12 protein-coding genes are annotated in these 14,145 nt (G+C 70.8%); 1 reads left to right on the top strand and 11 read right to left on the bottom strand.

What is annotated here, in order from left to right; all coding sequences use genetic code 11:
* Positions 1-17: 17 nt before the first annotated feature.
* Together Aau02nite_RS11600 and Aau02nite_RS11595 are read right to left on the bottom strand one after the other, a co-directional pair.
* The gene (locus Aau02nite_RS11600; RefSeq protein WP_212988377.1) at positions 18-974 is read right to left on the bottom strand and encodes a class I mannose-6-phosphate isomerase; all 957 of its coding nucleotides are present in this window, start codon (positions 972-974) and stop codon (positions 18-20) included.
* Complete coding sequence (locus Aau02nite_RS11595; protein WP_212988376.1) at positions 971-1,132, bottom strand: hypothetical protein; 162 nt, start codon at positions 1,130-1,132, stop codon at positions 971-973. Before Aau02nite_RS11595 ends, Aau02nite_RS11600 begins: the two co-directional genes overlap by 4 nt.
* 54 nt (positions 1,133-1,186) lie before the next feature.
* Here Aau02nite_RS11595 and Aau02nite_RS11590 point away from each other — a divergent pair, with 54 nt between their 5' ends.
* Positions 1,187-1,897: a Clp protease N-terminal domain-containing protein gene (locus Aau02nite_RS11590; protein WP_212988375.1), complete on the top strand. Its 711-nt coding sequence runs from the start codon at positions 1,187-1,189 to the stop codon at positions 1,895-1,897.
* A 69-nt stretch (positions 1,898-1,966) separates the two neighbouring features.
* On the opposite strand, the gene Aau02nite_RS11585 is transcribed toward Aau02nite_RS11590, so the two are convergent.
* From Aau02nite_RS11585 to Aau02nite_RS11545, 9 genes are all read right to left on the bottom strand, one after another.
* Complete coding sequence (locus Aau02nite_RS11585) at positions 1,967-5,314, bottom strand: 3-keto-alpha-glucoside-1,2-lyase-like domain-containing protein (RefSeq protein WP_212988374.1); 3,348 nt, start codon at positions 5,312-5,314, stop codon at positions 1,967-1,969.
* Between the two features lie 169 nt (positions 5,315-5,483).
* Positions 5,484-6,260, bottom strand: a complete 777-nt coding sequence (locus Aau02nite_RS11580; RefSeq protein ID WP_212988373.1) for an amino acid ABC transporter ATP-binding protein — start codon at positions 6,258-6,260, stop codon at positions 5,484-5,486.
* A 5-nt stretch (positions 6,261-6,265) separates the two neighbouring features.
* On the bottom strand, positions 6,266-7,060 hold the full coding sequence (locus tag Aau02nite_RS11575; protein WP_212988372.1) for an amino acid ABC transporter permease: 795 nt from the start codon (positions 7,058-7,060) through the stop codon (positions 6,266-6,268).
* Between the two features lie 8 nt (positions 7,061-7,068).
* Positions 7,069-7,893: an ABC transporter substrate-binding protein gene (locus Aau02nite_RS11570; protein WP_212988371.1), complete on the bottom strand. Its 825-nt coding sequence runs from the start codon at positions 7,891-7,893 to the stop codon at positions 7,069-7,071.
* A gap of 112 nt (positions 7,894-8,005) precedes the next feature.
* Positions 8,006-10,597 (bottom strand): rifamycin-inactivating phosphotransferase, encoded by a 2,592-nt coding sequence (gene rph / locus Aau02nite_RS11565; RefSeq protein WP_212988370.1) that lies wholly within the window; start codon positions 10,595-10,597, stop codon positions 8,006-8,008.
* A 119-nt stretch (positions 10,598-10,716) separates the two neighbouring features.
* A complete protein-coding gene (locus tag Aau02nite_RS11560) occupies positions 10,717-11,889 on the bottom strand; it encodes an alpha/beta hydrolase family protein (protein WP_212988369.1) in 1,173 nt (390 codons plus the stop codon).
* The gene (locus tag Aau02nite_RS11555) at positions 11,889-12,239 is read right to left on the bottom strand and encodes a transcriptional regulator (protein ID WP_212988368.1); all 351 of its coding nucleotides are present in this window, start codon (positions 12,237-12,239) and stop codon (positions 11,889-11,891) included. The genes Aau02nite_RS11560 and Aau02nite_RS11555 overlap by 1 nt, the downstream gene beginning before the upstream one ends.
* Positions 12,236-12,961: a hypothetical protein gene (locus tag Aau02nite_RS11550; protein ID WP_212988367.1), complete on the bottom strand. Its 726-nt coding sequence runs from the start codon at positions 12,959-12,961 to the stop codon at positions 12,236-12,238. Before Aau02nite_RS11550 ends, Aau02nite_RS11555 begins: the two co-directional genes overlap by 4 nt.
* A 66-nt stretch (positions 12,962-13,027) precedes the next feature.
* Positions 13,028-13,732: a VanZ family protein gene (locus Aau02nite_RS11545; RefSeq protein WP_212988366.1), complete on the bottom strand. Its 705-nt coding sequence runs from the start codon at positions 13,730-13,732 to the stop codon at positions 13,028-13,030.
* Positions 13,733-14,145 lie beyond the last annotated feature (413 nt).

Raw genomic sequence — 14,145 nt, 5'->3', positions numbered from 1 at the left:
CCGTCGCGGCCGGCGCCCTAGTTCGACGGTTGCCCGGCCGCCAGACGGATCACGTCCACCTGGCCGTCGATCCGGAGCGGGCCGGCGGCGTACGGCACCAGCAGCGTGTCCCCCCGCCGCAGCGCCAGGTCGTCCTTCTCCCCGGTCAGCCGGCCCTGGCCGGCCACCACGACCAGCACGCTGAAGCCCTGCTCCAGACGGTCACCGCCGCGCAGGCGGCGGGCGGCGAAGAACTCGTCCGCGGCCTCGGGCAGGAGCCGCTGCCCACCGCGTAACGTGGCGAGGCGCTCCGGCGTCCACGCTGCGCGGTCGACGCATTGCAGGGCCTGGTCGTAACCGAGGCCCAGGTGGCCGTCGGCGAGACCGAAGCCCTCGTACTCCAGCAGCACGGAGAAGTCGGTCGGTTCCTGGATCTCGACGAGCAGGATGCCGTCACCGATCGCGTGCGGCAGCCCGGCGGGGCACAGGATGGCGTCGCCGGGCGCCACCGGGATCTTGTTGGTGGCCGCCAGCATCGGCCCGGTCCGCTGCCCGCTCACCCAGCCGGCCAGCTCCGCGGCCACCACGTCGCGGGCGAAACCGAGATGCACGTACGCGTCCGGGCGCGCCGAGACGATCACCCACGCTTCGGTCTTCCCGTACGGCGAAGCCAGATGCGCGGTGGCGAAGCGGCGGTCCGGGTGGACGTGCAACGGCAGCCGCTGTCCCGCGTCGAGCAGTTTCACCAGGATCCCGGTGTCGGAGCGACCCGGCCCGAGCCAGTAGCGCGGATCGGCCTCGATCGCCTCCGCCAGCACCCGGCCGTCGGGCAGGGTGGACAGGCCCGAGCCGGCGAGCCCGAAACGGGTGGTCACCGAGGCCACCCAGTCCTCGGGGCGGTCGGTCAGGGCCGGCCCGTTGCGGAACTCGGCGATCCGGCCGGCGCCGCGGTAGAACGTCTCGGGCTGGTTGGCCGGCAGGGCTTCGACGGTCATCGAGCCTGCCTCCGGGCGACCGCGGTGAGGAAGCCACCGACGAACGTGTCGCCGAGCCCGGCGGTGGTGGGGTTCCCGACGTCGAGCGCGAGCCCCGGCACCCAGTGGACCACGGCGCCCGTCCGCCCGCTCAACTCGGCGGCGAAGTCGACACACACCTTTTCGTCAACTACGAGTTGACGCAAATCGCGCGTCAACCTATGGTTGACGGCATGACCACACCTGAACCCGTCGCCGCTTCGGTCCGGCTCGACGACCTGATCGAGGCCATCAAGAAGACCCACTCCACCGCGCTCGATCAGCTCTCCGACGCGGTCCTGGCCGCCGACCACCTCGGCGACGTGGCGGATCACCTGATCGGGCACTTCGTCGACCAGGCGCGCCGTTCCGGCGCCTCCTGGACCGAGATCGGCCGCAGCATGGGCGTCTCCAAGCAGGCCGCCCAGAAGCGCTTCGTGCCCAAGGGCGAGGCGCCGGACCTGGACGCCAGTCAGGGGTTCAGCCGCTACACGGACCGCGCCCGGAAGGTCGTCGTGACGGCGCAGGAGGAGGCCCGGGCCAAGGGCAACAGCCAGATCAGCGTGGCTCACCTGCTGCTCGGTCTGGTGGCCGACCCGACCGCACTCGGCGCCCGGGTGATCGTCGCGCAGGGCGTGTCGCTGGACAGTGTCCGGCAGACCGCCACCGCGACGCTGCCGGCGGCCGCCGACACAGTGCCGGCGCTCATCCCGTTCGACGCACACGCCAAGAAGGGCCTGGAGCTGACCTTCCGGGAGGCCCTGCGGATGAACCACAACTACGTGGGCACCGAGCACATCCTGCTCGCGCTGCTGGAGCTCGAGGACGGCACGGGTGTCCTGGCCGGACTGGGCATCAGCAAGGCCACCGCCGAGGAGGCCGTCACTGCCGCCCTGGCTTCCTGAATCGTTGACGTGTATCGACGGCAGCGGCGGGTGCCGGGCAGCGACCAGGCCCGGCACCCGCCGCTCGCGTCACGCGGGCTCTATCCAGAGGTTGCGGTAGCGGACGTTCGCGCCCGGGTCACCGTGGTCCTGCAACCGGATGGGCAGCATGTCCGGACCCTCGGCCGCCCCGTTGCCGGTGGGGCCGTCGATCGCGACGTTGTTGTGCACGGTGGTGCCGTTCCAGACCACCGTGACCCGGGCGTTCTCGATCTTCGTGGCCCCGTCGTAGCGGGCCGCCCGGAAGGTGATGTCGTAGGTCTGCCACGTCTCCGGGGCCGTCCCGGCGTTCGCGGACGGTGCCCGCTTCAGGTAGATGGCGGCACTGTCGTTGTCGGCCAGGGTCGGCTTGCCGTACGAGTCCAGGATCTGCACCTCGTACCGGTCCTGCAGGTAGATGCCGCTGTTGGCCCGGGCCTGTCCGGTCACGTCGGCCGGCAGGTTCGGCAGCCAGAACTCGGCGTGCAGCTTGAAGTCGCCGAAGGTCTGCTTGGTGCGCAGATCGCCGCCGAGCACCTCGGCCGAACCGCCGGAGATCGGCCAGGTCGGTGCGCTGCCGTCGGCGTTCTGGAACGCCTGCAGGTTGCCACCGTCGAACAGCGTCACCCGGCTGGCGCCGTTGTGGGTCCACTTCTGCTGGGCCACATCGGCCCACCGGTAGATCTGCACCTGGGTGCCGTCGGCGCTGGCTCCGCCGGCGACGTCGAGCACCTTGCCGGACTGCGGGTTGAGCAGCGAACCGTTGGCCTGCGCCTGCCATACCTGCGCGGCGCTGTTGTTGCACGTGTACAGCTGGACCTTGGTGCCGTCGGCGGTCCCGCCGTTGTCGATGTCCAGGCACTTGCCGAGCGCCCGCAGCGAGTCGCCGACGCGGGTCCAGCTCTGCGCGGACGTGTTGTTGCAGGTGTGGATCTGCACCTTGGTCTTGTCGGCGGCCCCGGCGTTGTCGACGTCGAGGCACTTGCCGGCGATACCGGTGATGGTGCCGGTCCGCGCGGTCGCGGTGCTGCCGCCCCCGGTGCCCACGGTCAGACTGTCCAGATTGACGTGACCGACGTCGCCGGTGTCCATCTTGTAGGCGACCGTGTTGCCACCGGCCCGCAACGTCACGGTGTCGGTCTTGGTCGCCCAGGTGTCCCAGTTCCCGGTGTCGGCCAGGCTGACCTGCCGCACCTTGCTCCCGTTGACGTACAGGCTCAGGGTCTTGGCCCCGGCCGACGGGTTCGGGCCGTTGCTGAAGCGCAGCGAGACCGGGTACGACCCGGCCGCCGGCACGTCGACGCTGAAGGTGGTCGCGGCACCCACCGTGCCGTAGCCGGCGACGAAGCCCGACCCGGTGTAGCCGGTGTGGTCGGACGCCACACCCGCACTACCGCTGAGCCCGGCGTTCTCCGCCTCGACCCGGTCCGTCCGCGGCGTGGTGCCGTCGGTGAGGCTGTTGAGCGTGTACCACGCCTCGGTGCTCCACAGCGAGGCGCCGGACGTCGAGGTGAACGGGCGCGGGGAACGCACGTGCACGACCCGGCCCGGCTTGAGCCCGTTCAGCTTGAGCGTCACCTTGAGCCGGTCCGCGGACAGGGTCGCCGACGCCACCTGCAGCGTCTCCTCGTCGACCTTCGGTCCGCCGTACGACGGGGTCGGGACGTAGCGCCACTGCTCGGCCCGGTAGCGCGCGGCGAGCTGGGCGGCGGTGCCCTCGGAGACGGGCTGGGTGTACTCCAGCTCGAAGCCGCCGGCGACAGCGCGCATCGCCTTGATGTCGAAGACGCTGGTGCCGTTGGGGGTCAGCTTCTGCAGCCCGTACGTGAGCTTGCCCTCCTGGCCCCAGTTACCGCCGGCACCGAGCCCGCCGTAGTAGAGCGCACCGTCGGGTCCCTGGCTCAGGCGCAGCACGCCCGACTCCAGTCCCTGGGTCAGCCGGAAGACCGCGCCCTGGTACTGGCCGTTGACCTTCTCCAGGAAGGCGCGCTGGATACCGCCGTACGTGACGTCACCGAAGAGCATCTGCCCCGAGTACGGCCCCGAGGTGAGCATCAGCGGGGTGCTCGGCGAGTTGGCGATCTCGTTCTGCGGCAGCCACAGCACCGGCTGGGTGACCGGCTGGTTGTCGAACGGGCCGTCCGGGTTGGTGTAGTGGTTGAAGAACCGGTTCGGCTTGACCTGCACCAGTTTCGAGGCGGGCAACCAGCCGCCCTGGTTGTCCAGCACGAAGATGTCGCCGTCGGGCCCCCAGCCCAGACCGTTCGGAGTGCGCAGGCCGCCGGCGACGTACTCCACCGCGCCGGTCGTCCGGTTGATCTTCAGGCTGGTGCCGCGGTTGGGTGAGCCCTGCGGCTGGGTGGTCGCGCCGCCGAGGTCGATGGAGACGGACAGGTTCAGGTAGAAGTAGCCGTCCTTGTAGAGCAGGCCGAACGCGAACTCGTGGAAGTTGCCGTCGAACGGCCAGGTGGCGACCCGTCGGTACTGATCGGTGACGCCGTCGCCGTTGGTGTCGTTGAGCTCGGTCAGCTCGTGCTTCTGGGAGACGTAGATCTTGCCGTCGACGATCTTCAGGCCCATCGGCTCGCGGAGCCCGGTGGCGACCTTCTTGTAGGTGACCTGGCTCGGTGAGGTGCTGCCGGTGACGCCACTGAGGACGTACACCTCGCCGGCGATCTTGTCGCTGCCACCCCAGGTGGCGATGGCCAGGCGCCCGTCGGGATACCAGTCCATCGCGCTCACCTGCGGCTGGAAGCCGGCCGGGCGCAGATTGGTCAGGGTGTAGCCGGGGTGCACGCCGGTGAGCGGAAGGCCGTCGCCGCCGCTGTCCCCGGCGGTCTCGCAGTCCTTGCGCCCGGGCGCGGTCACCCGGACCACGCCGGCATCGGTGCTCAGGGCCGAGTTCGGCACGACGGTGAACGCCGTGGCTCCCGGCGGGCGCCACTCCAGAGTGAGCTGCTGGCCGCCGCCGGCCTCGAAGAAGTCGATGTGCAGGCCGTGGTACCCGGTGGTGAGGTTGACGGTGCCCTCCATGGAGGTCACCCCGTGCAGCCCGTCGTGGTTGACGACGGTCGCGCCGTCGATCAGCAGCCGCGAGCCGTCGTCGCTGGTGAGCCGGAACGTGTACGCGCCCGCGGTGGTGATGTTGACGTTGCCGATCACCTCGGACTGGAAGTTGTTCTCGAGGCCGAAGTCGGCCGCGGCGCTCCAGTTGACCGTCGGCATGAGCTTGTCGACGTTGGGGGTCTGGCCGGGCTTGAGGGTGCAGATCCGGTCACGCGCGGTCTGCAGATCGAAGGTGCGCAGCGTGACGCCGGGCTGCTGGGGCGGGACGGCCGCAGCGGCGGGGACCGCTTGCAGCAGGCTGGCCAGCAGGGCGGCGCCGACCAGGAAAGACATTCGGGGACGGGTGAACATCGACATTCTCATAGAGCGCTCTCCCCAGACACCGGGACGGTCGGGATCGAGGGTCGACGACCATCGATGCCTGGGAACGCTAGGCTCCTTCTGCACAGAAGTCCACAACTTTGGTTAACCAGCTGTGAACTTTTGCGTTTTTCATCAGAAGTCAGTCCGTCAGGTGAGCCCCGATCTCCGACTCGCTGACCCGGGTCGGCTCCAGCACCCGGTGCAGGAACTCGCGGGTGCGCTCCTCCCGTGGACTGCCGAACACGGTGGCGGGCGGCCCTTCCTCCACGATCGCGCCGCCGTCCATGAAGACGACGCGGGAGGCGACCTCGCGGGCGAAGGCCATCTCGTGGGTGACCACGAGCATCGTCATGCCCTCGGCGGCCAGGCCCCGCATGACCGCGAGCACCTCGCCGACCAGCTCCGGGTCGAGGGCGCTGGTCGGCTCGTCGAAGAGCATCAGCTGCGGGTCCATCGCCAGGGCGCGGGCGATGGCGACACGCTGCTGCTGGCCGCCGGACAGCTGCGCGGGATACGAGCCGGCCTTGTCGGCCAGGCCGACCCGGTCGAGATTCACCGTGGCGATCCGGTCGGCCTCGGCCCGGCTGCGTTTGAGGACCCGGCGCTGCGCGATGGTGACGTTCTCCCGGACGGTCAGGTGACCGAACAGGTTGAACTGCTGGAAGACCATGCCGATGCCGCGGCGGACGGCGTCGATGTCGCAGTCCGGGTCGGTGACCTCGACGCCGGCCACCCGGATCGAGCCGGAGTCCGGCTCCTCCAGGAGGTTCACACAGCGCAGCAGCGTGGACTTGCCGGAGCCGGACGGGCCGATGACACAGACGACCTGGCCCGGATCGACGACCAGGTCGATGCCGCGCAGCACCTCCAGCTTGCCGAAGGACTTGTGCAGGCCGTCGATCCGGATGGTGGACATCGCGGTCACCTCTCTCTCCGGGCCCGGCGCTCCAGCCCGCGGACCAGCTGGGACAGCGGCAGGGTGATCACCAGGTAGAGCAGCCCGGCCACCACCAGGGGCGTCGGGTTGACCCGGGTGTTGAGCGAGTCGCCGGCGAACTTGGTCAGCTCGATCGTCGTCGAGGTGACACCGAGGACGTAGACCAGGGAGGTGTCCTTGGTCAGCAGGATGATCTCGTTGGTCAGCGGCGGGATGACGATGCGGAACGCCTGCGGCAGGACGATGGAGACCATCGCCCGGGTGTGCGACATGCCCAGCGTCCGGGCCGCCTCGAGCTGGCCCTTGGGCACCGCCTGGATGCCGGCGCGGATGGTCTCCGCCATGTAGGCCGCGGCGGTCAGGCCGAGACCGACGGTGACCGAGCCGTAGACCCCGCCCGGGATCTCCCGGTCGGGGAACGCCAGCGGCACGCCGTAGCCGACCATGAACAGCACCAGCAGCGCGGGCAGCCCGCGGAACAGCTCGATGTAGGCGGTGGCGAGCCAGCGGTACGGCAGGATCGACGACAGCCGCATCAGGGCCAGCACCAGCCCCAGCGTCAGGCCGAAGACGAACGCCAGCAGGGTGTAGACGATGGTGTTGCGCAGCGCGACCGTGATCGCCTGCGGGAACATGCTCCGGGCGACGTCGAGCCGGAAGAACGCCTCGGACAGCCGGCCCCAGTCCGCGGCGCTCACCGCGGCCAGGATCACCAGCGCGAGGACGACGTAGCCGGCGACGCGGGCGATCCGCTGCCGCCGGCGGCGACTCATGACCATGGCGCGGATCAGCCGACCGGCTTCTCGCCGATCCAGCTCTTGTAGATCTTGTCGTACGTGCCGTCGGACCGCGCCCCGGCGAGAGCCTCGTTGACGGCCTTGAGCAGCGCCGCGTTGCCCTTCTTGACGGCGAAACCGTACTGCTCGCCGGTGTCGAAGCCGGTCGCCACCACGACCTTGCCGGGGTTGGCCTTGATGTACTCGTTCCAGACCGGCAGATCGTTGACGGCGGCCACGACCTGGTTGGTGGCCAGCGCCTGCTGCAGCGCGGCGAGGTCGCGGTAGGACACCACCTCGATGTCCAGCTTCTTCTCCTTGACCTGGGCGTTGATGTACTCCTCGCCGGTGGTCCCGCCCTGCACGCCGAGCCGCTTGCCGGCCAGCTCCTCCAGCGTCTTGACCTCTTTGCCGGTGAGCACGGCCAGTGCCTGGGTGGCGTCGAAGTACGGGTCGGAGAAGTCGAGCACCTTCTTGCGTTCCTCGGTGATGGTCATGCCGGCCGCGGCGAGGTCGCACTTGCCGGCGTTGAGGTCGGAGCCGGACTTGATGCCCTCGAACGGCGTGTCCACGATCTCCTGGGTCACCTTCAGCTTGGCGGCGACCAGGTCGACGAGGGCGACGTCGAAGCCGACGACCTTGCCGGCCGCGTCCTTGGACTGGAACGGCGCGTACGGCAGGTGGGTGCACGTGGTCAGCACCCCGGACTTCACCAGCGCCACGCCGGTGTCGGTGGTGCCCCCGGTGTCCTCTTTGGCGCAGCCGGCAACGCCGCTGAGCGCCAGCACCGCGGCGGCGGCGAGGGCTGCCACGCGACTCGTTCCCTGCATGTTCATGGTCTTCTCCCCGGTCCCGGCCCACGCCCGCGGCGGGCGATGACAGGTTAGTCCAGGGCGATCAAGAACATCTATGCCCTACCGGAGGACGAGGCGTTCGACACAGAGATCGTCAGGACAGGATCTCGACGTACCCGTCGGTGCCGTGCACGCGGATCCGCTGTCCGTCGCGGATGAGCCGGGTCGCCCGCTCCACGCCCACGACGGCCGGCAGGCCGTACTCGCGAGCGATCACCGCGCCGTGGGTCATCGGCCCGCCCACCTCGGTCACCAGGCCGGCGATTCCGACGAACACGGTCGACCAGCTCGGGTCCGTGTAGGACGTGACCAGGATGTCGTCCGTCCCGAGATCAGCCTCGGCCAGGTCGAGGACGACGCGGGCGCGGCCCTCGACGGTCCCGCCGGAGACCGGGATGCCGGCCAGGGCGCCGGCCGGCACGCCGTCGCGCCGGTACGCCCCGGCGACGGCCTCCCCGTCCGAGGTGAGCACCCGCGGCGGCGTCAGCGCCTGATGGGACCGGAACTCCTCCCGGCGCTGCCGGATGAGCCCGGGATCCACCCGGTGCGAACGCGCGACCTTGTGCAGCTCCGGGAAGGTGAGGTAGTAGATGTCCTCCGGATCGGCGAGCACGCCGGCCTGCACGAGGCGCTCGGCCTCCCCCAGCAAAGCCTGCTTGTAGACGAAGGAGCGGCTGACGATGTTGTACTTCGGGTACTCCCGGTAGCCGATGAAGGTGCGGACCCGCTCGATCATCCGTTCGGTCTCGCCGGCCTTCTGCTCGCCGTCCGGCAGCTCCCGCAGCCGGGCGAGGACCTCCCGCGCCTTGGCCTGCGCCTGCCGGCGTCCCTGCTCGAAGCGCCGCCCGGCCGCACCCGGCTCGAAGTTCCTGACGTTGTCGAGGATCGCCGGGACGAGCGTGCCCGGGCGCTCACGCCACCGGGGCCGGGTGATGTCGATCTCGCCGACGCAGCGCATCCCGTACCGGTCGAGGTAGGTTTCGATGGCATCGCGCGCCTCGGCCCCGCCCGCCAGCTTCGGCAGCTCGTCGAGGATGTCCTCGTCCCCGGCACCCCGCAGGAACTCCACGACCTGCGGGTACGGGCGGATCACGTCGGCCACGTCGAGCAGCGCCAGCCCCATCTCCGAGGTGATGTTGCCGGGGGCGGACAGCGTGAGGGCGTCGGCCGCGTTCCGCTCCCCCAGCCAGCCCAGCAGCCGGTCGTTGAGCCACCAGGTGGCCTCCATCCCCGCCATGATCGCCTGGATGCTCAGGGCATCGCTGAGCAACCGCTTGTGTTCCTGGAAGGCCGCCAGCAGGAAGTCGAACAGCTCCGGACCTGTCACGGCCGCGATGTCGCGCCGCAGGGCGGCGAGCGACGACCGGCTGCGTTCGATCAGCTCGGTGACGATGGCCGGATCGGTCTCGATCGCGGTGGGTGCCGCCCCGGCCGCCGGAGTTCCAGCCACTTGCCCGGCCGGGGCGGCGTCCACGGGCGGGAGGAAACCGGGACGGTCGAGAACGGTCTGCAGCGCGTCCCGGGTCAGCGGATCCGACCGGCTCGCCATCTCCAGGATGCCGGCGCGGCCCGCGGGCGTGGCCAGCGCCCGGGTGACGTCGACGAACAGCCGCCCGCCGGCCTCGTGCATCGGCGCCATGGCGGTCAGCTGCCACATGGAGTAGCCCAGCGGCCGCATGGCGTCGGTCATCATCTGCTGATGGCCGACGGAGAGGTAGACACGGTTCTCCCGGTCGCCGGCCTGCGGGACCGGGAACAGCGTGGTGATCGGCCGGCTCTGCACGATCCGGAAGTCGTCGCCGGTCAGGCACCACTCGATGTCCTGCGGGCGGCCGAAGTGGGCCTCGATCCGCCGGCCGAGCTGCACGAGCCGTACGACCTGGGCGTCCGTCAGGGCCGGCTGCCGCTGCCGCTGCGGGTCGATCGCCACTTCCTGGGTACCGCCGGCCGGCCCGGCCTGCACGGCCCGCTCTTTGGCGGCGATCGCCCGGGCCACGATCTGGCCGTCGCGCACCGTGAAGACGTCGGGGTTGACCAGGCCGGAGACCATGGCCTCGCCGAGGCCGAACCCGGCGTCCACGGTGGCGACCTTCCGGTCGCCGGTGACCGGGTCGGCGGTGAACAGGATCCCGGCCGCGTCCGGGAAGACCATCTTCTGCACGACCACGGCCATCAGGACCGTCCGGTGGTCGACGCCGTTGCGCCGGCGGTAGATCACGGCCCGCTCGGTGAACAGCGAGGCCCAGCAGCGGCGCACGTGCGCCAGGACCGCTGCGGGCCCCACCACGTTCAGGTACGTGTCCTGCTGGCCGGCGAACGAGGCGGTCGGCAGGTCCTCCGCTGTCGCGCTGGAGCGCACGGCGTACGAGGTCTCCGCGCCGAGCCGGCCGGTGATCGCCGCGGCGATGTCCTCCGGGACGGCGATCCCCTCGACGGTCCGGCGGATCCGCGCGCTCAGCGCGCGGATCGCCTCCCGGTCGTCCGCCTCCAGCCGGGAGAGCTGATCGAGCAGCGCGTCGACGTCCGGGGCCTGCGCCAGGATCCGCCGGTAGGCGTCCGTCGTGACGCAGAATCCGGCCGGCACGTCGATGCCGTCGAGCCGCGACAGCGCGCCCAGGTGCGCGCCCTTGCCGCCGACCACCGCACTCTGCGTCTCATCGACCTCTTGCAGATCCAGCACGTCCACGTCGTGACTCCCGTTTTCGCAGGTGGCGGCTCTCCGGCCGACGATTCTGCGCGCTACCCCGGGTCTTGCCGCAAGCCCCCCGGTCCGCTATACGTTGAGAGTGGCAGGGAGTGCGCCCGTCACGGCAGGAACCGCACCTCCGGGAAGGCCCGGCTCGGACCGTCGAGCAGGTGTCCCCGGCTGCGCAGGTGCAGGTCGAAGAACGCGAGCGGGTACGCCTGCTGGATCCGTACCGCCCGGGCCGGGTCGAGGGTGCCGATCCAGCCGGCCAGGGCCTCGTCGCTCATCCCGGTGATCGCCGCGAGCTGCGGGACCAGCCACTGACCGTCGCAGTACGACCCGTGCAGGGCCCCGTCGGCCTGCACGTTGAGCCGCCAGCCCCGCAGGAGCGACCAGAACTCCTCGACGCTCGGCTCGGCGGCCCGGGTGAGCTCGGCGGTCATCAGCATGAAGGGCCGGTCCAGTCCGGTGACCGGCGGTTGCGACTGCATCGGGCCGTCGAGACCGAGCCCGGCCCGCACGCGCCGGTCCGTGTTCATGACCAGCGCGGTGGCAGTGGCACCCTTCGACCAGCCGAACATGCCGATGCGGCGCGGATCGAGCACGGCGCCGAGGCCGGCCGGCAGCCGGGGGCGCCCGGTGCCCGGGTTGCGGCCGGCGGCGAGGTCCTCGACGCGGTCCAGCACGAACCGGATGTCGTGGGCGTGATCCCACGGCGTCACCGGAATCTCGTCGTCGGGCACGGTGAGCCGGCCGCCGGGCAGCTCGCTGTACGAGTCGAACGGGTGGTCCACCGTGACGACGACGTACCCGTGGCTGACCAGTTCTTCCACGACGATGGTGGCCTCCGAGCGGTGGCCGCCGGCGCCGTGGGAGAACAGGATCACGGGCCGCCGGCCCGCGGTCCGCAGGGCCGGGGCTCCCTCGTGCCCGGTCGTGCGGGGCGACGCTGCGACCCCGGGGTCGAAGCCGTTGGCCGCCAGCAACGCGTGCAGCGGCGCCGCGGACATCCACGGCGCCACCGGGTGACGCCCGGCGCCGGGCGCGGCGGGATACCAGAGGCTGACCATCAGGTCGCGGTGCTGCCCGGTGACCGGATCCGGGCGGGACCGGTCGACCAGGTGCAGCGACACGGTGCCGATGCGGTGCGGCCCGGTGGGTGCGGGCAGCGTGAGCCGCACGGGGCCGGGCGTGGCTCGCGCAGCTTGCTGGTGGCCGGCGCCCAGGGGCACGGCCACCCCGGTCGCGAGCGCGGCGGTGAGCAGATGGCGACGGGTCAGGGCGGTGGTCATCATTCCTCCGGGGTGCGGGTGGTCTCGATCTGGGTGATGAGCAGCTTCAGGCGCTTGATCTCCTCGGCGAGCGCATGGCTGCCCGCGGTGGTGAGGGTGATCCAGGTACGGCCGCGGCGCCCCTCGTAGCCCTTCTCCACGTCGATCAGGCCCGCCGTCTCCAACACGCTCAAGTGCTTGGAAAGGTTGCCGGCGGTCAGGTCCAGCTGGGTACGCAGATAGCCGAACTCGACCCGGCGCGCCTCGTGGGTGATGGCGAGGATCCCCAGCCGTACCCGCTGGTGCACCACCTCGTCCAGCCCGGTGACCGGGTGGGCGGACGGGTCCGGCGTGTCGGCGTCGGCGGTCACCGCTGACCCCGGCGAACCTTGGCGAAGGCGATCCCGCCCGCCAGCAGCACGGCGCCGATGATGAGCTGGGACGGCGTCATCGACAGCCGGATCTGCATCTCTGTCCCGGACAGGAACGACGGAACCGCCCAGCCGGGCAGGTTCATGCCGTCGGTCGTCGGCAGCACCAGCACCACGAGCGCCAGATAGCCCAGGGCGAACAGCAGCAACGCCACGTTGCGTTCCAGGCGGGCCAGCACCAGCAGCGCCAGCCCGATCAGACCCCATGGCGCGATCAGCCGATCCAGAGCGAACCACCAGAAGGGAAGGGGACCGCCGTCGAAAGGCGGGTGGGTCGGGAAATACGCGGCCGCTGCCGTGTAGGCGGCTGTGAACACGACGGCTGTCGCGGCGCCGGTGATCGCGTACGGGAGCACGCGGGCGCCCAGTCCCCGCGCCCGGGCGGCCCGGACGTAGCGGACGGCGATCGCGGCATAGGCGATCAGCAGCGCGGGCGGCCAGTAGTAGAGCAATCCCCGGCGCGCGAACACGCAGCCGCTGCCGTCGCAGTCCACCTGCATGAAGAGCCAGTCGAACGGGATCGCCACGAAGGTCACCGCGGCCAGCACCAGCAGCGCCACGTGCGTCAGGCGCTGGTCGCGGCGCACGCGGCCGGCCAGTTCGCGTACGTCGGAGAGGAGTCGCCGGGGATCGTCGCCGGCCGGCCTCGATTCTGCGGTCATGCCAATAGGTTTCCACAGCAAACCAATTGGCGCTAGTCCTCCGCCCGGCTCGTGCCGGGCTCGAAGTCAGCGCGCCGCCACCGGCTCGGGACGGGGCCGGTCGGACGACACCGGCGCCGCGGCGCTCCACCAGCGGCGCGACACCAGCCCGGCCAGCACGGCGCCGGTCGCGTTGACCAGGACGTCGTCCACCGAGGACACCCGGTCAAGCCGCAGGACGTACTGGGCGAGCTCGATGAGGATCGAGCTTCCCGCGCCCAGCGCCAGGATCCGCGGCACGGACGCCAGCGCCGCGAACCGCATCGGGGCGAAGACCCCCAGCGCCGCGAGGATCAGCAGGTTCCCGCCGATGCCGAGCGGGCCCATCGTCACCAGGTCCCGCAGCGGGACCAGGCTGACCCGGCCGGGTACGACGCCGGCGCCCGGCCCCGGCTGCATGGTCATCCACACCAGCGGCACTGTTCCGTAGACCATGCCCACCTCGGCCACCGACTTCCGCCACGCCGAGGCGGCACCGGCGGCGCGGCGGCGGTAGGCCAGCGCCCCGGCCACCAGAGCGGCCAGCGGCAGTCCGAGCAGCGTCATGAGCACCACGCCGTTCTCGGTGTCGTAGCAGCCGTGCCAGTGTCCGGCCAGGCAGCTCGGCGCGGCCATGCCGAGCGGCCGCCGCACGACGTACGCCAGGCCCGCCAGGACGACGACCGCCAGGCCGGCGATCGCGATCCCGCGCGTGCGGCGGGGCGGCGCTGACGGAGACGCGATCTGCTTCATCGCCCCATTGAAGCCAGCGGGCTGTTTCGCGGGTGTACGCGATTTTCGATACGCCCACGAAACACGGCCCGCCACCGAGAGCGACTACGCGACCGAAGCGCACATAACCAAAAAGGGCCAAGAATTGAGAGCGCCGATATGCACTTCCGCATCAGAGCCCTGAACTGCGAAAACAGTCACATGCCGGGAGACATCGACGTTTGCCACTTGAATGCCCCGAAACAATCTGGCAATCTCTCGCATCAGGATGTTAACGGTCTCATCCGCCCGTTCCCAGGAAGGCACATCCCCTCATGAGATTCCGTATTCCTTCCGGAAGACCGCGCACCTTGCTGCTCTCGGCCGCGACCGCCGGTGCGGTCGTCGCCGCCAGCATCGCGGTCGTCGGCACCGCCGAGGCAGCCAGCACGCTG

The organism is Actinoplanes auranticolor (assembly GCF_018332655.1).
Lineage (GTDB): Bacteria > Actinomycetota > Actinomycetes > Mycobacteriales > Micromonosporaceae > Actinoplanes > Actinoplanes auranticolor.
The sequence above is the reverse complement of the archived record's forward strand: the minus strand, read 5'-3'. Positions and strand labels throughout refer to the sequence as shown.